12 protein-coding genes are annotated in these 22,564 nt (G+C 73.2%); 7 read left to right on the forward strand and 5 right to left on the reverse strand.

What is annotated here, in order from left to right; all coding sequences use genetic code 11:
* Positions 1-421: 421 nt before the first annotated feature.
* From ACWFR3_RS09985 to ACWFR3_RS10010, 6 genes are all read left to right on the forward strand, one after another.
* Positions 422-6,934 carry an amino acid adenylation domain-containing protein gene (locus tag ACWFR3_RS09985; protein WP_453734072.1) on the forward strand — a complete coding sequence of 2,171 codons (6,513 nt, stop codon included), beginning with the start codon at positions 422-424 and terminating at the stop codon, positions 6,932-6,934.
* Positions 6,931-13,287, forward strand: a complete 6,357-nt coding sequence (locus tag ACWFR3_RS09990) for an amino acid adenylation domain-containing protein (RefSeq protein ID WP_453734073.1) — start codon at positions 6,931-6,933, stop codon at positions 13,285-13,287. The genes ACWFR3_RS09985 and ACWFR3_RS09990 overlap by 4 nt, the downstream gene beginning before the upstream one ends.
* A gap of 80 nt (positions 13,288-13,367) precedes the next feature.
* Positions 13,368-13,580, forward strand: coding sequence for an MbtH family protein (locus tag ACWFR3_RS09995; protein ID WP_361392609.1), 213 nt, complete (start codon positions 13,368-13,370; stop codon positions 13,578-13,580).
* Positions 13,577-14,821: an MFS transporter gene (locus tag ACWFR3_RS10000; protein ID WP_453734074.1), complete on the forward strand. Its 1,245-nt coding sequence runs from the start codon at positions 13,577-13,579 to the stop codon at positions 14,819-14,821. Before ACWFR3_RS09995 ends, ACWFR3_RS10000 begins: the two co-directional genes overlap by 4 nt.
* A 3-nt stretch (positions 14,822-14,824) precedes the next feature.
* Positions 14,825-15,856, forward strand: coding sequence for a guanitoxin biosynthesis L-enduracididine beta-hydroxylase GntD (gntD, locus tag ACWFR3_RS10005; RefSeq protein WP_453734075.1), 1,032 nt, complete (start codon positions 14,825-14,827; stop codon positions 15,854-15,856).
* 59 nt (positions 15,857-15,915) lie between these two features.
* Positions 15,916-16,704, forward strand: coding sequence for an SDR family NAD(P)-dependent oxidoreductase (locus ACWFR3_RS10010; RefSeq protein WP_453734076.1), 789 nt, complete (start codon positions 15,916-15,918; stop codon positions 16,702-16,704).
* Positions 16,705-16,862: 158 nt separating this feature from the next.
* Here ACWFR3_RS10010 and ACWFR3_RS10015 read toward each other — a convergent pair whose 3' ends face one another.
* The 5 genes from ACWFR3_RS10015 to ACWFR3_RS10035 form a co-directional block, all read right to left on the reverse strand.
* Positions 16,863-18,551: a methyltransferase gene (locus ACWFR3_RS10015; RefSeq protein WP_453734077.1), complete on the reverse strand. Its 1,689-nt coding sequence runs from the start codon at positions 18,549-18,551 to the stop codon at positions 16,863-16,865.
* 124 nt (positions 18,552-18,675) lie between these two features.
* Positions 18,676-19,839: a 4-hydroxybenzoate 3-monooxygenase gene (locus ACWFR3_RS10020; protein ID WP_453734078.1), complete on the reverse strand. Its 1,164-nt coding sequence runs from the start codon at positions 19,837-19,839 to the stop codon at positions 18,676-18,678.
* 389 nt (positions 19,840-20,228) lie between these two features.
* On the reverse strand, positions 20,229-20,537 hold the full coding sequence (locus ACWFR3_RS10025) for a hypothetical protein (RefSeq protein ID WP_453734079.1): 309 nt from the start codon (positions 20,535-20,537) through the stop codon (positions 20,229-20,231).
* A 172-nt stretch (positions 20,538-20,709) separates the two neighbouring features.
* Positions 20,710-21,300, reverse strand: a complete 591-nt coding sequence (locus tag ACWFR3_RS10030) for a TIGR03086 family metal-binding protein (RefSeq protein ID WP_453734080.1) — start codon at positions 21,298-21,300, stop codon at positions 20,710-20,712.
* The gene (locus ACWFR3_RS10035) at positions 21,297-21,848 is read right to left on the reverse strand and encodes a YceI family protein (RefSeq protein WP_453734081.1); all 552 of its coding nucleotides are present in this window, start codon (positions 21,846-21,848) and stop codon (positions 21,297-21,299) included. The genes ACWFR3_RS10030 and ACWFR3_RS10035 overlap by 4 nt, the downstream gene beginning before the upstream one ends.
* A 115-nt stretch (positions 21,849-21,963) precedes the next feature.
* On the opposite strand from ACWFR3_RS10035, the gene ACWFR3_RS10040 reads away from it, so the two are divergent.
* The gene (locus ACWFR3_RS10040; RefSeq protein ID WP_453734082.1) at positions 21,964-22,446 is read left to right on the forward strand and encodes a MarR family winged helix-turn-helix transcriptional regulator; all 483 of its coding nucleotides are present in this window, start codon (positions 21,964-21,966) and stop codon (positions 22,444-22,446) included.
* The last annotated feature ends 118 nt before the right edge of the window (positions 22,447-22,564 follow it).

The following is a 22,564-nucleotide window of genomic DNA, read 5'->3' on the forward strand; positions in this document are numbered from 1 at the left end:
TGTGCTCGGAAAGTCCCGTCCGGGGTTCTCCGGCCGTTTCCCTTCCGCTCTTCCAGGATGGTGGGTGGCCGAACCGGAATCCATGGAAGGAGCCATTCACCAAGTTCCCCGACACCGATGCTGGGGGGTGAGCAAAACGCCCATATATTCCCAGTCGCGGGCAATGCGGGCCTCGGTTGTCCTGGATCCCCGGTACCGGGACCCGGCTACCGCCGCCCCGGAGCCGCGAACGCGTTGCTTGTGACCGGTGGCCGGCGGTGGCCAAGATGGGCCCGGTTGCCCGGAACCCTCGTCTCCGCGTTCGGCGGAGACGGCCCCTCCGCACCAGGACGCCCGCACGTGCAGCGGCCCACGCGATGCCGCCGTGTCCGGGCCCGAGCCCCGGACCGCCGACCCCGGCGCCCCCTGACCGAGGTGGATCATGTCTGCTCCCCAGCACGTCACGCTGCCCCTGACCGCCGCCCAGAGCGCCGTCTGGTTCGCTCACCAACTCGCCCCGGACTCCCCCGTCTACAACGTCGGCGAGTACGTCGAGATCCACGGCCCCGTCGACGCCGCCCTGTTCGAGGCCGCGCTCGCGCAGGCGGTGAGCGAGGCCCAGACCCTGCACATCCGGCTCACCGAGACCCCGGACGGGCCGCGCCAGCTCATCGGCCCCGATCCGGGCCCCCGGCTGCGCCACCTCGACCTGAGCACGGCGGCCGATCCGGCCGCCGCGGCACGCCGCCACATCAGCGCGGACATGGCGCGGCCGGTCGACATCCTGGGCGCCGATCTCTTCGGGTACACCCTCATCCGCCTCGCCGACGACCACTACCTGTGGCACCAGCGCTACCACCACGTACTCGTGGACGCGTTCGCGGCGGCGGCCGTCACCGCCCGCGTGGCCCGCCTTTACACCGCGCTGGCCGCCCCGGACGCCGAGGGCTCCGCCGACGTGCGGGCCGCCGCCTTCGCCCCGCTGGCCGGCCTCCTCGACGACGAGCGGGACTACGGCGCCTCCGAGCGGCGCGCCGGCGATCGCGACCACTGGTCCGAGCGGTTCGCCACGCCGCCGGACGCCATCGCCACCCTGGCCCGCGACGGGCGGCAGGCCGCGCCCTCGGCCGGTTTCCTGCGCGCCGGGGCCGCCCTCGACCGGGCCGAGACCGACGCCATGCGCGCCTTCGCCCGCGCCGCCCGCACCAACTGGACCGCCCTGGTCGTCGCCGCCTGCGCCGCCTATCTGCACCGCAACACCGGCCTGACCGACATCACCCTGGGCATCCCGGTCAGCGCCCGGCGCGGCGCGGACGCCCGCAACACCCCCGGCATGGTCTCCAACGAACTGCCGCTGCGGCTGCGCATCACCCCGGACACCACCGTCGGCGACCTGCTGCGCGCCACCAGCGCCGAACTGCGCGCCCTGCTGCGCCACCAGCACCACCGCTACGAGGACCTCCGGCGCGACCTGCGGCTGCTCGACAGCGGGCAGCACCTGTTCGGGCTGATGGTCAACATCATGCCGTTCGACTTCGACGTCACTTTCGCCGGTCACCCCATCACCGTGCACAACGTCTCCAACGGCCCTGTCGCCGACCTCAACATCGCCGTCTACGACCGATCCGACGGCAGCGGACCGCACTTCACCTTCGACGCCAATCCGGCCCTGTACGACGCGGCCGAACTGGAAGGCCACCAGCGCAGGTTCCTCGATTTCCTCACCGCGTTCGCGGGCCACGGCCCTGACCTGCCCGTCGGCCGCCTCGACACCCTCACCACCGCCGAACGCGCCGACCTCGAAGCCGCCGCCGAGGCCCGCCCGCCGGTGCCCGTACCGCCCGCGACGGTCTCCGACCTATTCGCCGCGCAGGCCGCATCAACCCCCGAAGCCACGGCCGTGGTCGCCGCCGACGGCACCCTGACCTTCGCCGAGCTGAACGCCCGCGCCAACCGCCTGGCCCATCTGCTGCTCCAACTCGGCGCCGGACCCGAGCAGTTCGTGGCGCTGCTCCTTCCGCGGGGCGCCGACATGGTGACCGCGCTGCTCGCCGTCCTGAAGGCGGGCGCCGCCTACGTCCCCCTCGACCCCGGCCAGCCCGCCGAGCGCACCGCGCGCATCCTCGACGAGGCCACGCCCCTGCTCGTCCTCACCACCGAGGACCTGGCCGCCCAACTCCCGGCCGCAGAAGGCCCGTACGACGTCTCCTCCGAAGGCAGCCCGTACGACGTCCTCACCGTGGAGGACATACGCCTGGACCAGCCGGGCCTGCCCGGCATCGACCCCACCGACACCGACCGCACAAGACCGCTGCTGCCCGCGCACCTCGCCTACGCCATCTACACCTCGGGCTCCACCGGCCGCCCCAAGGGCGTCGCCGTGCAGCACGCCGGCCTTACCAGCCTCTTCCACCACCACCGGCGGGAGTTCGCCGAACCGGCCCTGCGCGAGGCCGGCCGGGACCGCTTCCGCGTGGCGCTCACCAACTCCTTCTCCTTCGACGCTTCCTGGACCGAGCTGCTGTGGCTGGTCGCCGGGCACGAACTGCACGTCATCGACGACGACACCCGGCGGGACGCCACCGCACTTACCGCCTACGCGGCCCGCCACGCCCTGGACCTGCTCGACACCACGCCGAGCCACGCCCGCCAGCTGGTCGGCGCGGGCCTGCTCACCGGCGCCCACCGCCCGCACGTCCTGGTGCTCGGCGGCGAGGCCGTCCCCGACGACCTCTGGGCCGACCTGCGCGCCGCCGAGGGCCTGACCGCACGCAACGTCTACGGGCCCACCGAATGCACCGTCGACGCCTTCTACTGCGACCTGCGCGACGCCCCCTCGCCCGTCATCGGCCACCCCGTCGACAACCTGCGCGCGCACGTCCTCGACTCCGCCCTGCGCCCCGTGCCGCCCGGCAGCACCGGCGAGCTGTACCTCTGCGGCGAGGGACTTGCCCGCGGCTACCTCGGCCGCGCCGCTCTGACCGCCGAGCGGTTCGTCGCCGACCCCTTCGGGCCCGCGGGCGGCCGCATGTACCGCACCGGCGACCTGGTGCGCAGCGCCCCCGACGGGCAACTCCTGTTCCAGGGACGCGCCGACGAACAGCTGAAGGTGCGCGGCCACCGCATCGAGCCCGGCGAGATCGAGGCCGCCCTGACCACCCACCCCGGCGTCGCCCAGTGCGCCGTCATCCTGCGCGAGGACCGACCCGGCGTACGCCACCTGACCGCCTACACCACCCCCGCCCGAGGCACCACCGGCCAAGGCACCACCGCCCAAGGCACCGGCGCCCCCGAACCCGCCGCCCTGCGCGCCCACCTCGCCGCCACCCTGCCCGACTACATGGTCCCGGCGGCCTACGTGCTCCTCGACGCCCTGCCGCTCACCCGCAACGGCAAACTCGACCGGCGCGCCCTGCCCGCCCCCGAGATCGAGGCGGCCCCGGACAGCCGGGAACCGCGCAGCCCCGACGAGGAACTGCTCTGCGGCCTGTACGCCCGACTGCTCGGCGCCGCCCGGATCGGCATCGACGACAGCTTCTTCGCCCTGGGCGGCGACTCCCTGCTCGCGGTACGTCTGGCCGCCCTCGCGCGCACCGCCGGCCTCGAATTCAGCGCCGCCGAGGTGTTCCGGCACAAGACCGTCGCCGCACTCGCCCCCGACGCCCGCCGCGCGACGCCCACCACCGACGCACCGGCAGCGCTGCCCGACCCGGAGCCCGCCGATGCCGCCGACCTGCGTGCCGCCCACCCCGGCCACACCGACGTCCTGCCGCTCACCCCGCTCCAGGAGGGCATGCTCTTCCACGCCCTGTACGACACCGAGGCCGCCGACCCCTACCTCGCCCAGACCACGTACGAACTGACCGGCTCCCTCGACGCCGAGGCCCTGCATGCCGCCTGCGACGCACTCGTCACCCGGCACGAGAGCCTGCGCGCCGCCTTCACCCGTACCGCGTCGGGCCGCACCTTCCAGGTGATCACGGACGCCTGCGCCGCTCCCTGGCGGCTGCTCGACCTCACCGGCGAGGCCCCCGCAAGCCAGGCGCGGCTGCTGGCAGCGGAGGAGGCGGCGGACCGCGCCCGGCGCTTCGACCCGGCCACGGCGCCGCTGGTGCGGTTCACCCTGGCCCGGCTCTCCGGCGACCGGCACGCCCTGATCCTGACGGGGCATCACATCATCCTTGACGGCTGGTCCCTGCCCCTGCTCATGGGGGACCTGCTCGACGTCCTGAGCACCGGACCGCACCCGCCTGCCCCGCGCGCCGCCCGCCTGCGCGACTACGCGGCTCTGCTGGCCGGACGCGACCAGGACGCGGCGGACGAGGCCTGGCGCACCGCCCTCGACGGCATCGAGGAACCGACCCTGGTCGCGCCCGGCGCGGAGGCCGCCCGCGCCCCGGTCCCGCCCGAGCAGGTCATCGCCGAACTCGCCGACAGTGAGACCGAGTTGCTCACCGCGGCGGCCCGCTCCCGCGGGCTCACCCTCAACACCGTTCTCCAAGGCGCCTGGGCCGCCGTCGTCGGCCAGCTGGCCGGGCGGGACGACGTCGTCTTCGGCTCCACCACCTCGGTACGCCCCCCGGAACTGCCGGGCGTCGACAAGCTGGTCGGGCTGCTCATCAACACCGTCCCCGTACGCGTACGGCTCGACCCGTCCGAACCCTTCGCCCAACTGCTCGCCCGGCTCCAGGACGAGCAGGCCGCGCTCAGCCCGCACCACCACACGGGACTCACCGCCGCAGGGCGTGCCACCGGCCTCGACCGGCTCTTCGACACCACCATGGTCCTTGAGAGTCACCTGACCGGCGACGGCGAGTCCGTGCCCGACCGGCCCGGCTCCGGCCTCGCCGTCCGGGTCGCCGCGAGCCACGGCGCCACCCACTACCCGCTGTCCCTGGTCGCCGTCCCCGGCCGGGCCCTGCGGCTGAACCTCGGCTACCGGCCCGAGCTGTTCGACCGGGACACCGCCACCACGATCGCCGCCCGCACCGCACGGCTCCTGACCGCCTTCGCGGCCGACCCGGACACGCCCGTGGCCCGCCTTCCGCTGGCCTCGCCCGCCGAACGCGAGAGGGTGCTGCGCGCCTTCAACGCCGCCACCCCGCCCACCAGTGACGGGAACCTGCCCGGCCGCATCGCCGCGCAGGCCGCCCGCACCCCGGACGCGCCCGCCCTGATCAGCGACGACCGCACGCTGACCTACGCCGAACTCGACGCGGCGGCCACCCGTCTCGCGCACCGGCTCCACCACACCGGCCTGCGCCCCGAGGAGCCGGTCGCCGTCCTGCAGGAACGCGGCTGCGATCTCGTCGTCTCACTGCTCGCCGTCCTGAAGGCCGGGGGCGCCTGCCTGCCGCTCGACTCCCGCTCGCCCGCCGGGCGCCTGCGCGCCATGACCGAGCGTGCGGGCGTACGCGTCCTGCTCACCGACCCGGCGTCCGACGCCCTCGCCGCGGCCGTGCGGGCCCCGCACACCCTGGACGCGACCCGGGACGAGGCGATTGCGCCCGTACCCCTGCCCGACCCCCACCCCGACCAGCTGGCGCAGGTGCTCTTCACCTCCGGCTCCACCGGCGAGCCCAAGGGCGTGGCGCTCACGCACCGCGCCGTCCTGGACCTGGCCGGGGACACCGCGTGGCGCAGCGGCCACCACCGCCGGGTACTCCAGCACTCCTCCCAGGCGTTCGACGCGGCGACGTACGAGATGTGGGTCCCGCTCCTGCACGGCGGCGCCGTCGTGCTCGCGCCGCCCGGCGAACTCGACGCCGCCGCCCTGGAACACGCCGTCAACGCCCACGGGGTGACTGCCGCCTGGCTGACCGCCGGTCTCTTCCGGCTGCTGGCCGAGGAGTCCCCTGCGTCCTTCCGCGGCCTCGGCGAGGTGTGGGCCGGCGGCGACGTGGTCCCGTCGCAGGCCGTACGGGCCGTGATGGAGGCCTGCCCCGGCATCGTCGTCACCGACGGCTACGGACCCACCGAGACCACCGTCTTCGCCGCCCGCCACCCCCTGCACGACCCCGGCGAGATCCCCGCCACGGTGCCCATCGGCCGACCCCTCGACGGCATCAGCGCCTACGTCCTTGACCACGCGCTGCGCCCCGTCCCGCCCGGCGCCCCCGGCGAACTCCACCTCTCCGGGCCCGGCCTGGCCCGCGGCTACCTCGGCCGCGCGGCCCTGACCGCCGAGCGGTTCGTCGCCGACCCCTTCGGGTCCGCGGGCGGGCGCATGTACCGCACCGGCGACCTGGTGCGCTGGACCGCCGACGGCGTCCTGGTCTTCCTCGGCCGCGCCGACGACCAGGTCAAGGTGCGCGGCTTCCGCATCGAACCGGCGGAGATCGAGGCCGCCCTGACCCGGCACCCGGACGTCGCCCAGAGCTGCGTCCTGCCCCGCGAGGACACCCCCGGCGTCAAGCGCCTGGTCGCCTACGTCGTGCCGCCCGCCGGACGCGAGATGCCCGGCGCCGACGAACTCCGTTCCCACCTGGTGCCGTTGCTCGCCGAGTACCAGATCCCGGCGGCCTTCGTCCCGCTGGAGCGGCTGCCGCTCACCGCGAACGGCAAGATCGACCGGCGCGCCCTGCCCGCCCCCGCGTTCACCACCGCCGACCGCACGCACCGCGCCCCGGACGGACCCCGCGAGGAACTCCTCTGCGCCCTCTACGCCGACGTACTCGGCCTGGATCAAGTCAGCCCCGACGACGGCTTCTTCGAACTCGGCGGCGACTCCATCGTCTCCGTACGCCTGGTCGCCCGGGCCCGCGCCGCCGGTCTCGCCCTCACCCCGCGCGACGTCTTCACCGAGCGGACGCCCGCGGCCCTGGCCGCCGTCGCCCACGCCCTGCAACCCGACACGGACACGGCACCGGCCGACGACGCACTGCCCCCGCCCCCGCCCGCGCTGGAGGCCGCGGAGCTCGACGAGCTGCTGTCCGAATGGGAGATGACCAAGTGACCACGCCACCGGCTCCCGCGGGCTCCGGCCCCCGCCGCGAGCGCGCGGAGCGCCCCGAGCGCCCCGAGGTGCTGCCCCTCACCCCGCTCCAGGAGGGCATGCTCTTCCACTCCCTCTACGACACCGAGGGCACCGACGTCTACACCGTCCAGACCTGCCTGGAGCTCACCGGGCCGCTCGTCGTCCCCACCCTGCGGGCCGCCGGGAGCGACCTCCTGGCGCGGCATCCGGCCCTGCGCGCGGGCTTCCTGCAGCGCGCCGGCGGCCGGGCCGTGCAGATCGTCCCCGCCACCGGTACGCCCCAGTGGGAGGAGGCCGACCTCAGCGCGCTGCCCGAGGACCAGCGGCAGGCGGCCCTGACCGGCCTGCTCGCCCGCGACCAGGAGCGCCGCTTCAACCCGGCCAAGCCGCCCCTGGTGCGCCTCACGCTGGTCCGCATGGGCGCCGAGCGGCACGTCCTGGTCCTCACCCACCACCATCTCGTCCTCGACGGCTGGTCGCTGCCGCTGGTCCTGCGCGACCTGTGGGAGCTGTACGCCCGGCACTCGGCCGGCGTCGAGACCAGCGGCGCCCTGCCGCCCGCCCCGCCCCACCACCGGCATCTGAGCTGGCTGGCCGCGCAGGACCGGGCGGCGGCCGAGGACGCCTGGCGCAGGGCACTCGACGGCGTGGACGAGCCCACCCTGGTCGCCCCTGACGACACCCGGCGTTCCGACTGCTTCCCGCAGCGAGTGGTGGAGCGGCTGCCGGAGGACCTCACCCGCGCCCTGACCGCGCTGGCCCGCGGGCGCGGCCTGACCGTCAACACCCTGGTGCAGGGCGCCTGGGCGCTGCTCATCGGGCATGTGACGGGACGTCAGGATGTGGTGTTCGGGACCACCGTCTCCGGGCGCCCGCCGGAGCTGCCCGGCGTCGAGGACATGGTCGGACTGCTGATCAACACGGTGCCGGTACGCGTCCGGCTCGACCCCGCAGAACCGCTGGCCGAGCTGTTGGCCCGCGTGCAGGACGAGCAGTCCGCCCTGATGCCGCACCACCACCTCGGGCTCACCGCCGTCCGGCGCGCCCTGGGCAGCGGCCAGGACCTGTTCGACACCGCCGTGGTGTTCGAGAACGCGCCCTTCGACCACGACGGCCTGGAGCAGCGGTTCGGCGACATCCGCGTCCGTCTGCTGGAGGACACGGCGGCCACCGGCACCATGCACTACCCCCTCAGCCTGCTCGCGGTGCCGGGCCCCCGGCTGCGCCTGGACGTCAGCTACCGCCCCGACGTCTTCGACCCGGCCACGGCCTCCCGCCTCGCGACCCTGCTGCACCGCCTCCTCGCTGCGTGCGTCGACACTCCCGAGCTGCCCGTCGGTCGTATCCCCTTCCTGGACGCGGATGAGCGGGCCGCCCTGCGGACCCTGGAGGAGGGACCTGCCGTCGACCGTCCGGCGACGACGCTGCCCGCGCTGTTCGCGGCGCAGGCCCGCCGTACCCCGGAGGCCACCGCGCTCGTCTTCGAGGGCGACCAACTGACGTACGCCGAGCTGGACTCGCGCGCCACCCGGCTCGCCCACGCCCTGCGCGCCGAGGGGGTGCACCCCGGTGCCGTCGTCGCGGTCGCCCTGCCCCGCTCGCTCGAACTCCTGGTCACCCTCTATGCGGTGCACAAGGCGGGCGCCGCCTATCTGCCGATCGACCCGGCCTACCCCGAGGACCGCAGGCGGTACATGCTCGACGACGCCGCGCCCGCCCTCACCGTCACCCCCGACACCTACCGCACCCTCCTCGCCCGCGAACACCCCGCCGACGAGGCCCCGCTGCCCGACGCCCTGCCCGATTCGCCCGCCTACCTCATCTACACCTCGGGCTCCACCGGCCGCCCCAAGGGCGTCGTCGTCCCGCACCGCGGCATCGTCAACCGGCTGCTGTGGATGCAGTCCGCCTACCGGCTCGACGCCGACGACCGGGTCCTGCACAAGACGCCGACCAGTTTCGACGTCTCCGTGTGGGAGCTGTTCTGGCCGCTCCTGGCCGGCGCCACCCTCGTCGTCGCACCCCCCGACGCCCACAAGGACCCCGACCAGCTCGTGCGCCTGATCCGTGCCGAGCGCGTCACCACCGTCCACTTCGTACCGTCGATGCTGGAGACGTTCCTGCGGGCCCCCGGCGCCGCCGACCACACCCCGCTGCGCCGCGTGATCTGCAGCGGCGAGGCGCTGCCCACCGGTTTGGCCGGGCGCTTCCACGCCCTGTTCGACACCGCGGGCACCGGCCTGCACAACCTCTACGGGCCCACCGAGGCGTCCGTGGACGTCACCGACTGGCGCAGCCGCGGCGACGAGGCCGGCGCCACCGTGCCCATCGGCCACCCCGTCGACAACACCCGCGTCCACGTCCTGGACGCCGGGCTGCGGCCCGTGCCGGTCGGCGCGACCGGGGAGTTGTACCTCGCCGGCGTCCAGCTCGCCCACGGCTACCTCGGCCGGACGCCGCTCACCGCCGAGCGCTTCGTCGCCGACCCGTTCGGCCCGCCCGGCGGCCGCATGTACCGCACCGGCGACCTGGTGCACCGCACCCCGGACGGCGCCCTCGTCTTCCTCGGCCGGGCCGACGACCAGGTCAAGCTGAAGGGCTTCCGGATCGAACTCGGCGAGATCGCCGCCCGCCTCGATCTGCACCCGCACGTCGGGCAGTCGGCGGTCGTGGTGCGCGAGGACACGCCCGGGGCTCCGCGCCTGGTGGCGTACGTCGTCCCGGCGAGCCCTGCCCTGGCAAGCGTCGTCCTGGCAAGCGTCGTCCTGGCGAGTGCCGTCCCGGCGAGCGGCGTCCCGGCGGGCGCCGATTGCGACGAGGACGCGCTGCGCGCGCACTGCGCGGCCGCCCTGCCCGAGCATATGGTGCCCAGCGCCTTCGTCCGCCTGGACCGCATGCCGCTGTCCCTCAGCGGAAAGCTGGACCGACGGGCGTTGCCCGCCCCGGTGTTCGGCGCCTCCGGCGGCGGGCGGCCAGCCGCCGGAGTTCTGGAGGAGCAGCTGTGCGCGCTGTTCTCGCAGGTGCTCGGCGTCGAGGGCGTCGGCCCCGAGGACGGCTTCTTCGCCCTGGGCGGCGACTCCATCCTCTCCATTCAACTCGTCGCCGCCGCCCGCAAGGCGGGCCTCGCCCTCACTCCCCGTGACGTCTTCAAGCACCGCACCCCGGCCCGGCTCGCCTTGCTCGCCTCGGTCGCCGCACCGGCCGCAGCGGCCGTGCCCGCCGAGCCGTCGGACGCCGGGACCGGCACCGTGCACCCCGGGCCGATCACGCGATGGCTGCTCGAACAGGGCGGCCCCGTCGACGGGTTCAACCAGTCCGTCCTCGTCCGCACGCCCGAAGGCGCCACCACCGAGGAACTGACGCGAGCCCTCCAGACACTGCTCGATCACCACGACGCCCTGCGCCTGAGCCTCACCACCGACGCCTCGGGATGGCGACTCGACGTCGCCGCACCCGGCACCGTACGGGCCGCCGGCTGCCTGGCCCACGCGGTGGCACCCACCGGTCAACCGCTGGCGGATGTGGTGGCCGCCGAGGCGCGCGCCGCCCAGCAGGCCCTCGACCCGCGCGCCGGACGCGTCGTCAGAGCCGTCCACCTGACGGACCCGGCGGGCGAGGAGGGACGGCTGCTGCTGATGGTCCACCACCTTGCCGTCGACGGGGTGTCCTGGCGCATCCTCCTGCCCGACCTGGCCGCCGCCTGGACCGCCGCGCACGAGGGCCGCACCGCCGTACTCGACCCGGTCCCCACGTCACTGCGCACCTTCGCCCGGCGCGCGTCCGAGGCCGCCACCGACCCGGCCCGTACGGCTGAACTGGCCCTCTGGCAGGACATCCTGGCCGCGGACGAGCCCACCCTCGGCCACCGCCCTCTGGACCCGGCGCGCGACACGTACGCCACCCGCCGCGAGGTCACCGTCACGCTGTCCGCCGCCGACACCGAAGCCCTGCTGACCGACGTGCCGCAGGCCTTCCACGCCGGAGTGGACGACGTCCTGCTCACCGCACTCGCCCTCGCCGTCACCCGGCGGCGCGGCAGGGCGGCGTACGACGGCGGTGTGCTCGTGGACCTGGAGGGCCACGGCCGCCACGAACTCGGCAACGACCTCGATCTGACCCGGACCGTCGGCTGGTTCACCAGCCTCCACCCGGTCAGCCTCGACCCGGTCCGCCTCGCCCCGGCCGTCACCGACTGGGCGCAGGTCCTTGGCGCGGGACCGGCGCTCGGACAGGCCCTGAAGGCCGTCAAGGAGCAGCTGCGCGCGATCCCGGACCGGGGCATCGGCTACGGCCTGCTGCGCCACCTCAACCCCGACACCGCCCCCGTGCTCGCCGCCCGGCCGGGACCGCAGATCGGCTTCAACTACCTGGGCCGGACGGCCACCGGCCACGCCGGGGACTGGGAGCAGACCGACGAGGCGTACGCCGTGGACGCCGTCGCGGACGCGGAGATGCCGCTGCCGCACGCCCTGGACGTCAACGCCGTCACGGAGGACCGCCCCGACGGGCCACGGCTGACCGCCGGCTGGTCCTGGCCTGGCGGTCTCCTCGACGAGGCGGACGTGCGCGACCTCGCCGACAGCTGGGCGGACGTGCTGCGCGCCCTGGTCACGTATGCCCGGCGTCCCGGTGCGGGCGGCCTGACCTCCTCGGACTTGGCACTGACGGAACTGACGGGCGAGCGGGTGCCGCAGGCCGAACTGGAGACGCTCGAAGACGCTCGCATGCGGGCAGGTGCGGGGGCAGGTACAAGGGCAGGTACGGGGGTGGGCGTCGAGGACATCCTGCCGCTGACCCCGCTCCAGCAGGGCCTGTACTTCCACGCCCTCTACGACGCGGCCCTGCCCGACGCCTACCACGTCCAGCTCACCCTCGACCTGGCCGGAACCGTCGACGAGGCCGCGTTACGCACCGCCTGCCAGACCCTGGTCGACCGGCACGCCGCGCTGCGCACCGCCTTCACCCTGCTCGACTCCGGCACGCCCGCCCAACTGATCGTCTCCGGCGCCGAAGCGGCCTGGGAGGTACACGACTTGAGCGCGTGCGCTCCCGCCGAACGCGATGCGCGCCGCGAGGAAATCCTGGCCGCCGACCGGGCCCGGCGGTTCGACCTGGCGGCGGCGCCGCTGGTGCGGTTCGCCCTGGTCCGGGAGGGCGGGGATGGCGGGGAGGGCGGGGATGCCGTCACGTTGGTTGTGACGGTCCATCACATCGTTTTGGACGGGTGGTCGGTGCCCGTCGTATTGAGGGAACTTCTGGCTTACTACAGCCAGTTGGTGGACGCGGGAGCTACCGCGCCGTCCGGGCCGCGTCCGGGCCCGGCCCTGCGCGAACACCTCGCCTGGCGGGCCGGGCAGGACCGTGGGGCGGCCGAGAAGGCGTGGCGGGAGGCGCTCGATGGGCTCGCCGCGCCGACGCTGATCGCTCCGGCCGCCGCGCCCGCCGTTCCCGTGCTGCCGGAACGGGTGACCGCGGAGCTGACCGAGGCGGAGACACGGGCGCTGACCGCGTTCGCCCGGGAGCGGGACCTCACGCTCAACACCGTCGTGCAGGGTGCCTGGGCGCACGCGCTCGCCGCCCTCACCGGCCTGCGCGACGTCGTCTTCGGCGCGGTCGTCTCGGTCCGGCCGCCCGAACTGCCGGGCGCCCGGGACGCGGTGGGTCTTTTCATCGAGACGGTGCCGGTCCGGGTACGGGTCGACGATCCGGAGGCGTTCGGCGACGCGCTGTCGCGCCTCCAGGACGAGCAGACCACGCTCACCGAGCACCATCATCTGGGCCTGGCAGCCATCCAGCGGCTCGCGGGAACGGGCGGGGCCCCGCTGTTCGACACGTCAGTCGTATTCGAGAACTATCCCTCGACCGAAGCCGACGCCGACACCGACACCGACGTCCCGGCGGGCGGGCTGCGCCTGAGGGGCGTGCAGGGCCGGGACGCGTACCACTACCCGCTCAACCTCATGGGGGTCCCCGGCGACCGTCTCTACCTCCAGCTCACCCACCGGCCCGACGCGGTCGACCGGCGCACCGCCGAGCGGGCCATGACGCTGCTGCGTACCGCGCTGCGGGACATCGCCGGCACCGGGCGACCCGCCGCGGCTCCTGCACCGGCCGGCCCGGTCACCGAGGAGGCGCTGTGCGCGTTGTTCGCGCAGGCCCTCGGCGTCGACCGGGTCGCACCGTCCGACGACTTCTTCGTCCGCGGCGGCGACTCCCTGCGCGCCCTGCGTCTGACCGGCCGACTGCGCGCCCTGACCGGGGACCCCGGCCTCCCGCTGCGCACGGTCCTGGACGCGCGCACGCCCCGCGATCTCGCCCGCCACCTCGCCTGACGCCCCCTCGCTCCCCCAAGCCCTCACTCCCCCAAGCCCTCACGCCCTCACGCCCTCACGCCCTCACGACGGGAAGCCCCATGAACAGCCCCTTCGAGAACCCCGACGCCTCCTACCTCGTCCTCGTCAACGCCGAGGGCCAGCACTCCCTGTGGCCCGCCTTCGCCGAGGTGCCCGCAGGGTGGGAGGTCGTCCTGCCCGGCGGCAGCCGTGCAGCGTGCCTCGCCCACGTCGAGGAGCACTGGACCGATCTGCGCCCCAAGAGTCTGATCGCCGCCATGGACTCCCGGTGAGACCGCAGGACGCCGTCCTAGCCGCCGCGTTCCTCGCCCGCTTCGCGCAACTCGGCCTGTTCTCCGTCGAGGTGCTCATCCTCCTGGACCGCGGGGTGGCCACCGAACGCGTCGGCGTGGTGCTGACGGCGGCCGCGGTGGGCAGCGGCGCCGCCCAGCTGCTCCTGGCCCGCTTCGGCCACCGGCTCGCGGCGGTGCACACCGCCCGGATCGGGCTACTCCTACAGGCGGCGGGCTGCGCCGCGTTCGGTGTCGTCGGCGCCTGGTGGAGCTTCGCCGTGGCCGACCTCCTGGTGATGGCGGGCAGCGCCGCCGTCACCACCGGGCTGCGGACCCTGGTGGCCGACACGGCGTCGGACCGTACAGACCGTACAGACCGTGCGGACCGGGGCGAGAACGCCTTCGGCGCGCTCACCGCCGCGCAGATGGCGGGGGCGTTCGCCGGACCGCTGTGCACCGGCGCGGTGGTCTCGGCCGGCACCGCCGTGGCGGCCTGGCCCGCGACGGCGGCGACGCTCGGCGCGGCCCTGGTCCTTGCCCGTGCGGCGCACGGTCCGACCGTCGCGCCAGTCGGTAGAACCCTGGCCGGGCGGCCACCTCAGGATGTGCCACACGGTGTGGCGATCCGCGTCTGGCCGTACGCCGTGCTGCTGTTCGGTATCACCGGACTGTACGGCGGCTATGCCGTCGCCTGGAGTGTCTATCTGCGGGACCTGGGCGCCCCCGACACCGTGGTCGCCTGGTCCGCGGCGGCCATCGCGCTGCCCAGCCTGCTGCTCTCCCCCCGCGTCGGCAGGCTCCTTCCGCACGTGCCGCGCACCGCCCTGCTGCACGGGGCGGTGCTGCTGATCGGTGGCTGCGCGCTGCTCTACCCGCACCTGGGCGCCGTCGCCCCGGCGGTGGCGCTCTCCCTCGTCGAGGGTGCGCTGCTCGCGGTGGCGCTGCCGCTGGTCTCCGCCCAAGTCGCCCTGCGTGCGGGGCGACTCGGCACCCCCAGGGCCTTCGGTGTGCTCGGCCTCGCCGACGCTCTGGGCAGCGGCCTGGGCACGGCCGTGGCCGGTGTGCTGATCGCCGCCGGCGGCACCCCGTACGTCTTCCGCTTCTGCGGACTGCTCTGCCTGGTGTGTGCCGCCGTGGCCCTCGCAGCTCCGCGCCCGTCCCCCTCCCCCTCCCCCTCCCCCGCGGCGTCACCCGACGCCACCGAGCGACGCCCGTCATCGAGCATCCAGAACGGCAGGTAGGACATGAGCCACGTGCTCCCCGTCGAGTACGAACTCTCCCCGACGGAAGCCGACCAGATCCACAACCACGTCAAGGAGCATCTGGCCCGGACCGGGCCGGACGCGCCCGGGCCCGCCGAACCGGACTTCTACGACCGTCACTGGGACGCGGGTCTGGGACTTCCCGAGGGGCTGCGCAAGTTCCTCGAACACTTCCGCCGCACGGAGCCGTCCGCGGCCCTGGTCGTGCACGGCTTCCCGGTGGACGACGCGGCCGTGGGGCCGACCCCCGGCCACTGGGACGGCATCGTCCCCAACTCCGCAACGCTGGAGCAGGAGTTCTTCCTCGCCATGTGCGGCAGCGCGCTGGGCGACCCGTACACCTTCTCCACTCTCCAGCTCGGCCGCATGGTGCAGAACCTGCTGCCGATCAAGGGTGACGAGCTGCGGCAGAACGGCCACAGCAGTGAATGCCTCCTGGAGTTCCACACGGAGGACGGCTTCCACCCGGGCCGCTGCGACTATCTCCTGCTGTTCGGGGTCCGCAACCACGACCGGGTCCCGACCATCGTGGCGTCGGTGCGGGACGTGCGTCTGAGCGAGCGCGACATCGATGTCCTGCGCTCGCCCCGCTTCCTGATACGCCCCGACGACGAGCACATACGCCAGCTCCAGACGCGGTGCCCGGACCATCCGGCGCTGGCCAGGATGGTCCAGTTCCAGGCGGCGCCGCCCGCGGTGCCGGTGATCTCCGGTGAGCACGAGCGGCCCTACCTGCGCATCGACTACCCGTTCATGGAGTGCGTGGGCGGCGACACGGCCGCCCAGCGGGCTCTGGACGCGTTGATGGCGGAGCTGGAGCGTGTGCAGCAGAACGTGGTGGTCGAGCAGGGCAGCCTCGCCGTCGTCGACAACTACGTGGCCGTGCACGGCAGGCGGGCCTTCCGCGCCCGGCTGGATGGTTCGGACCGCTGGCTCAAGCGGATGATCGTCAGCCGCGACCTGCGCAAGGCCGTCGCCAGCATCAAGCCGGACAGCGCGCGCGTCCTGTACTGAGGCCGGCCGATGCCAAGGGCTTTGAGGCTCCCGATACCAACCCGAAGGGGAACGGAACCATGCGTACAGTCGTGATCTCAGGCGCGTCCAGCGGCATCGGAGCGGCCACCGCGGAACGCTTCGCCCGGGCGGGCGACCGCGTGACGAACCTGGACGTCCGCCCGCCCGACGCACCGGTGAGCGGCGTCGAGTGGATACGTGTCGACACCGCGGACTGGTCGGCCGTGGACGCCGCCCTGGCCGACGTACGTGACGCGCGGGGCGCCATCGACGTCGTCATCGCCAACGCGGGAATCAGCGTCCGGCACGGAGTCCTGGACATCACGGAGGCGGCGGCCCGCCGGGTCGTCGACGTCAACCTGCTCGGCGTCCTCGGCCTGTGGCGCGGCGCCGCGCGCATCATGGCGGGGCAGGAGCAAGGCGGCGTACTCCTGGCGACGGCTTCGGTCAACGGCCGCCGCGGGTACCCGCATTACGCCGACTACAACGCCACCAAGGCGGGCATCGTCTCGCTCACGCAGACGTTCGCGATGGAACTGAGCCCGCTGGTCCGGGCGGCGTGCGTCAGCCCCGGCGCGGTCCTCACCCCGATGCAGATGGCCGAGTACACGGACGAGATGTTCGCCGAGACCAACGCCCGCATCCCGGCGGGCCGCCACGCGGCCCCGGAGGAGATCGCATCGGCGTTCTTCTACCTGGCGTCCGACGAGGCGTCCTTCCTCACCGGCCAGGAACTGGTCCTTGACGGCGGGGAGATCGCGGGCGCGACGACGACGGTGTGGGGGTCGGCGCTGTCAGGGCGGTCCGGGCGGGAGGGGCGGGAGCGGCATCGACGCGAACGGGGGTAGGGGGCGTTATAGCCCCAGCCGGAACCGCCGCCCTCCAAGGCCGCCCGAGCGCGCCAAGATCAAGGGCGGCCTTGGAGGGGGCCAGCCAGGTTGGCCCGATCACGCTCCTGACGCGGGCATGACGTGACGTGACGTGAGAGCAACGGACCCAGCAGGGATCAGATGTGCGACGGCCCGGCCCTGCGGACGTGCAGCACGCTTCCGTCCAGGGGCAGCGGTGCCACGTCGACCAGGGTGAGGCCCGCATCGGCGAACAGCCGGGCGTAGTGGTCGGCCCGCCTTTCCCTGCCGCCGACGTTGCACATCATGTGCAGGTCCCAGGCCGTGGCCAGCGAGGTCGAGCCGTCGGCGGGCAGGACGCGTTCGACGACGAGCAGATCGGCGGTGGCGGGCATGGCACGGGCACAGTGGCCCAGGATCTCGCGGCAGCGCTCGTCGTCCCAGTCGTGCAGGACGCGGGACAGTACGTACACCTCGCCGCCCGCGGGCACGTCGGCGAAGTCGCCCGCCCTGAAGCCGCACCGCTGCGTGTGCCCGGCCGCGCCGAGGAGGCGGCGGGCGGCTTCGAGCGTGTGCGGGCGTTCCAGCAGGACGCCCCGCAGGCGGGGATGAGCGGAAAGGATTCGGCCGAGCAGTTCGCCGTTGCCGCCCGCGATGTCGACCACGGTGGCCCCGTCGGGCGCCGCGGCCAGGACCGGGTGGGCCGGCAGCGGGTCGAACATCCTTGCACCAGCGGCCATCGACTGGTCGAAGAGTTCCGCGAGTCGTGGGTCACGGGCGAAGTGGTCGAAGTGGTTGTCGCCGAAGCGCTGTTCGAAGGCGACCTGCCCGGTGCGCACGGTGTGGTCGAGCCCGGCGAAGGACTCGTAGAACGCCCCTCCGTACATCAGCGCCAGAGCCCGCATCGACCCTTCGGTGTCCCTGCGCAGCAGTGCGCCGGTTTCCGTCAGGCGGTAACCGTCACCCTCCTCACTGACCACACCGAGCATCGCGAGGTAGCGCAGCAGGGTGGCCAGGTTCGGCTCGCGCGCACCGGCGTCCCGCGCCAGCTGCGCGACGGTCACACTCTGCTGCGCGTCCATCGCGTCGGCCACCTCCAACCGTACGAACGCGGCCAGGGCCTGCGTCGTCCACGCTCCCGTCATTAGGCGCAGCAGGCTCTCGGCGGGCTGCCGCCTGCGGAACTCGTCGAGGTGGGCGGCGAGGAGGTCACGGTGATCGCCGGGGACATACAGCTCTACGCGCCGGTACCCCGCCTTGGCCTGCGTGGGCGCGGCGAAGTAGAACACCGTGCCGTCCTCGTGCGGGTTGTAGCCACCGCCGTCGGGCGCGGCACCGTACCGTCCCAGGGCCGCGCACAGGCCGCGCAGGACCAGCGGGTCCGCTGCCCTGACCTCGAAGGAGACATGCGCCTCGTGCTGCTGGTCCCGCTCGTGCGCGGCGAGCGTCTCCAGGGACGACCCCGGCGGCACGGTCAGCGTGAACACCTCGACCATGCGCCGCGTGCCGTCCGGGCAGTCCACCCCGGGGCGCAGGATTTCGACGGTGAGGTCAGCCGCACACCGCTGGTGGCGTACGGCCAGACGTTCGCGCACGATGACGCTCGGCTGCGGCGGCGCCTCCACGACGAGACCGCATTCGGTGATCATGGCGTGCAGTGCCGCCTCGTCGGGCGGGAAGACCAGGAGCGCGGCGTGCGAGAAGTCGCAGCGTTCCGCCAGCGCCCGCAGCTCCGGGCCGTCGAGCCCGGGCAGCAGCAGCGCAAGCAGTGCGGCGGTGTCCTGCTCTTTGACGAAGTCGACCGCCGCGCGCAGGCGGGACGTATCGCCCGACAATGTCGTGATCATTGCGGGAGGTTCCTCATTCCGGGTTCAACGCATGCACAGGGAGGTGCGCACACGGACATACGCGCACGGGTGTACGCGAGTAAAAGGGGTTCGGGGAAGAAGGGAGCTACGGGGGCTATGGGGGCTACACGCCCACGTAGTGCTCCGCGAACCAGTCCTGCTGGCTGCGCGAGGTGCGCAACGAGGCGAGGCGCGAGCGCCGCAGGGAGTTGTGGAACAGCGATTCACCGTCCGTACCGGACGGGCCGTGCAACAGGCCGATCATCCAGTGGGAGAACTCCTGTGCACGCCAGATGTGTGTCAGGCATCGCGCCGAGTAGGAGTCCAGGCCGACGAGGTCTCCGGAAGTGAGGGCGTCGATCAGGGCATGGCCCAGGAGCGCCGCTTCGAGCACCGCGAGATTGGCGCCCTTCGCCGCGGACGGACTGATCAGCCCGGCGGCGTCGCCCGCCAGGAACAGCGCGCCGTGACGCAGCGGTTCGAGCACGTCGGACTCCAGGTCGACGACTGACCGCTGCAGGATGGGCCCGCGGTGCAGCGGGCCGTACTCGCGCGCCCGCATGCGCAGTTCCAGTTCGTCCCAGATCCGCTCCCGGGACCATGCACCGGCCTGGGTGCCGCGCTCGCACTGCAGGTAGTAGCGGGTGACCTCGCTGGTGCGGGCCATGTGCCCGGCGAAGCCGCGCTCGTGCACCGCGTACCCGACGGCATCCAGGCTGGGCGGCGCCTGGGCGAGCAGCCCCAGCCAGGTCACGCCGTGATCGCGGTGGTGACGGACCGTTTTGGCAGGCAGGGAGCGCCGGGCCGCCCCGTGCCGCCCGTCGCAACCGGCCACGTACCGGGCACGCCACAGACGCGGCCGCCCGTCGGCTTCGCGTACGACTACCGCGGGCCGATCGCTGTCGGCATCGCGCACGGCCACGGCCTCGGCGGCGAAACGAATCTGCCCGCCGCGTGCCACGAAGCGCGTCAGCAGGTCGGACACCAAGTCCTGCTGAGGGTAGACGGTATGGCGCTCTCTCCGGCCGAGCCCGCTGTAGTCCAGCCGGAAGCGGCCGTCCCCGGTGCGGAACTCACAGGTGCCGTGCATCCGTCCGCGCCGGTGCAGGCCCTCGGCAAGACCGTGCTCGTCGAGAATCCGTACGGTGTTGGCGGCCAGGAACCCCGCGCGGGAGCGCGTCTCGACATGGGCGCGCTCGGCCCGCTCCAGGACGACGCAGTCGATCCCGCGGTCCAAGAGGATGTTGCCGAGTACGAGCCCGGCGGGACCGGCCCCCAGAACGATCACACCGGTCTCATGATCAGCCGCACGCGGCCGACTCTTCCCGTCTGTCACGAGGCCAGATACTAAAGAGACCAAACCCGTCATCTGCGCCCGGATCACCCAAATGCCTGCATCCGATGGGAAAAGCAGTCACTCGGCATCACACACCAGCGCACGCACCCCCGCGCGCGCCCCAGCGCCACCCACCCCTCCGCGCAGCCGGCCCACGAGGGGAGACCTCCAAGTTCCTGGACGTCTTCCGGTTCGGGCTTTCGAGGAGCGCGAAGATCTGACGGCAGATGGTCCGCTTGAGACACCGCTGTGCGCCTCGGGAAGCCTTGCCATCGGCCGCACGGCGGGTGACGTAGGTCCTGCTGTGGCCGGCCCGGGCCGCTGCCCCGAGGGCTGCGGGTTCACGCCCGGGACGCGGTCTCCCGGATCAGCGGCTCGAACGCTCGCCGCACATAAGCGTCGAACGGCGCCGTCAGCGCTCCGTCGATCACCCGCAGCACCCGGTGCTGTGCCGCGAACTCTTTGAGCGCCGCGCGGGAGTCCGGCTCCACTCCCCCGCCGATGATCAGCACCCCGAACTCCTCTGTCTCCAACAGTTTCCGGGCCTCCTCGTCGGTACTCGTCCCCTCCGCGTCGAAGCCGTCCGCGCGCAGCGTGGCCAGCACGTCCGTCACCCTCGCGGGCGTCCTTCCCAGCACGAGCGTTTTCATGAACGTTCCCCTCCGGTACGCCGACAGCGACGCACCCAACCTCGAAACCTCCAGCGGAATTGAGGTCAACTCCGCCCCGAGCCCACCCGGCTCTCCCCTCCCCTCAAGATCCGGGGAGGGCCCCGTGCGTGGCCGGCCACACGGCGCGCAGTGCGACCTCATCGGTGCAATCTCAGGGGCGCCACCCCACGTCCCGCCCGGTGAAGGCCGCCAACTCGTCCAGCGCGGATGCCGGTTGCGGCAGCCGGGCCGGGGCGAAGGCCCCGAAGTCGCGCGCACCCATGGCCTCGTTCTCGCGGGCTGCGACGAGCGCCAGCCGGATCAGATCGGCGTCGGCATCGAACGGGACGCCGAGCGCCCGGGCGACATCCCAGCCGTGCACGACCAGCTCCATGACCATGACGCCGCCGGCGAACCGGGCCGCCTGCGAGGAGCCATAGAAGTCGACCTCGCCCTCCCAGGCCTGCGGCACGGACCAGGCATCGGCGAGGTCCCCGGCCACTTCGTCGAACCGGTTCCACGAGCCGTCCGGGCCCGGCCGCCAGGGGGTGCGCCGGGCCGCATGCGTGCCGCGGGACAGTACGTCGAGCAGGTGCGCGCCGAGCTGGTCGACCGTGAACGCCTCGCATGGAGTAGGCAACGCGCCCTTGCCGTCGAGGGATCGGGCTGTGACCAGCGGGCCCAGCGCGGCCACGGCGCGGGCCACCGCGGTTGTCCGGTCGGTCTGTGTCGTCGTGCTCGTCGTGGTCGTCGTGGTCGTCACTGCTGGTTCGCCTCCACCTCGAGCGAGATCGTGATGACGTCTCCGACGACCGCGCCGGCGGGGCCGGCGCTCACCCCGAAGTCCGAGCGACGGATCTCGGTGGTGGCCGAGAAGCCGACGGCGGGCTTGCCGTCGAACCCGTTCCCGAATCCGTTGAGTTCCAGGGCGAGCGTGACGGGGCGGGTGACCCCGCGCAGGGTGAGGTCGCCGTCGACCAGGAACGCGTCCTTCGCGGCCCTTACACCGGTGGATGAGAACGTCATGTCCGGGAATGCCTCGACGTGCAGGAAGTCCTCGGCCCGCACATGGTCGTCGCGCTGTGCGCTGCCGGTGGACACGGAGCCGGTGTGGATGGTCGCGACGACCGAGGACTCGCCCGGATCCTCGCCGGTGACGATGCGCCCCTCGAAGGAGTCGAAACGGCCGCGCACCTTGGCGATCCCCAAGTGCTTCACGGAGAACGACACTTCGGAGTGTGTCGCGTCGATGATCCACACTCCGGCCGAGTAGCCAGGCAGGGCGGCGATGGAGAGCTGCTGGACCGACATGGAGAACCCCTTGATGAAGAGATAGCCGACTTGATAGTTGAGCTCTCACTAACTGATCTCTCAACTATCGTAGCCCACTCGTGTTGAGACCTCAACTACTTGTACGCTCGACACCATGGCCACCCACTCCACGCCGAAGACCGACCCCCGCTGGCTCACCCCCCGCCAACAAGAGATCTGGCGCACCTACATGGCGACCGCCATTGCCCTGCAGACCCGGCTCGACCGCCAGCTGCGCACCGACGCGGGCATGCCAGTCGCCTACTACGAGATCCTCGTCGTGCTCTCCGAGAGCCCCGACCGCTCCCTGCGCATGAGCCACCTCGCCGAGGTCTGCAATTCGTCGCGCAGCCGGCTCTCCCACGCCATGAACGCGATGGAGAAGTCCGGCTGGGTCAGCCGCTGCGCGGTCGACGGCGACCGGCGCGGCGCAGTCGCCCAGCTCACCGACGAGGGATACGAGGCCCTGCGCGAGGCCGCACCCGGCCACGTCACCGAAGTCCAGGAGAGCCTGTTCGACAGCCTCACCGACGAACAGGCAGAGCAGCTGCACGACATCAGCCAGGCCATCGGCGCGACCCTGCGTATCCGCGACTGACGCCGGCACCCGCTTGGTATAGGCGGGCGGCGCTGCCGGATCCGGTGCCTGGCCGATGACAGGCGGAGTGGCCGCCCGGTTTCCGGCATCGGCCGGTCCCGCTCTCGGCTTCCGGTCA

The organism is Streptomyces sp. NPDC055189, assembly GCF_053606765.1.

What these genes read in the sequence shown, in the direction of transcription:
- ACWFR3_RS10010 (WP_453734076.1), top strand. Translation starts at nt 15,916, where the DNA reads ATGCGTACAGTCGTGATCTCAGGCGCGTCCAGCGGCATCGGAGCGGCC.
- ACWFR3_RS10035 (WP_453734081.1), bottom strand. Translation starts at nt 21,848, where the DNA reads ATGTCGGTCCAGCAGCTCTCCATCGCCGCCCTGCCTGGCTACTCGGCC.
- gntD (WP_453734075.1), top strand. Translation starts at nt 14,825, where the DNA reads ATGAGCCACGTGCTCCCCGTCGAGTACGAACTCTCCCCGACGGAAGCC.
- ACWFR3_RS09995 (WP_361392609.1), top strand. Translation starts at nt 13,368, where the DNA reads ATGAACAGCCCCTTCGAGAACCCCGACGCCTCCTACCTCGTCCTCGTC.
- ACWFR3_RS10015 (WP_453734077.1), bottom strand. Translation starts at nt 18,551, where the DNA reads ATGATCACGACATTGTCGGGCGATACGTCCCGCCTGCGCGCGGCGGTC.
- ACWFR3_RS10040 (WP_453734082.1), top strand. Translation starts at nt 21,964, where the DNA reads ATGGCCACCCACTCCACGCCGAAGACCGACCCCCGCTGGCTCACCCCC.
- ACWFR3_RS10025 (WP_453734079.1), bottom strand. Translation starts at nt 20,537, where the DNA reads ATGAAAACGCTCGTGCTGGGAAGGACGCCCGCGAGGGTGACGGACGTG.
- ACWFR3_RS09985 (WP_453734072.1), top strand. Translation starts at nt 422, where the DNA reads ATGTCTGCTCCCCAGCACGTCACGCTGCCCCTGACCGCCGCCCAGAGC.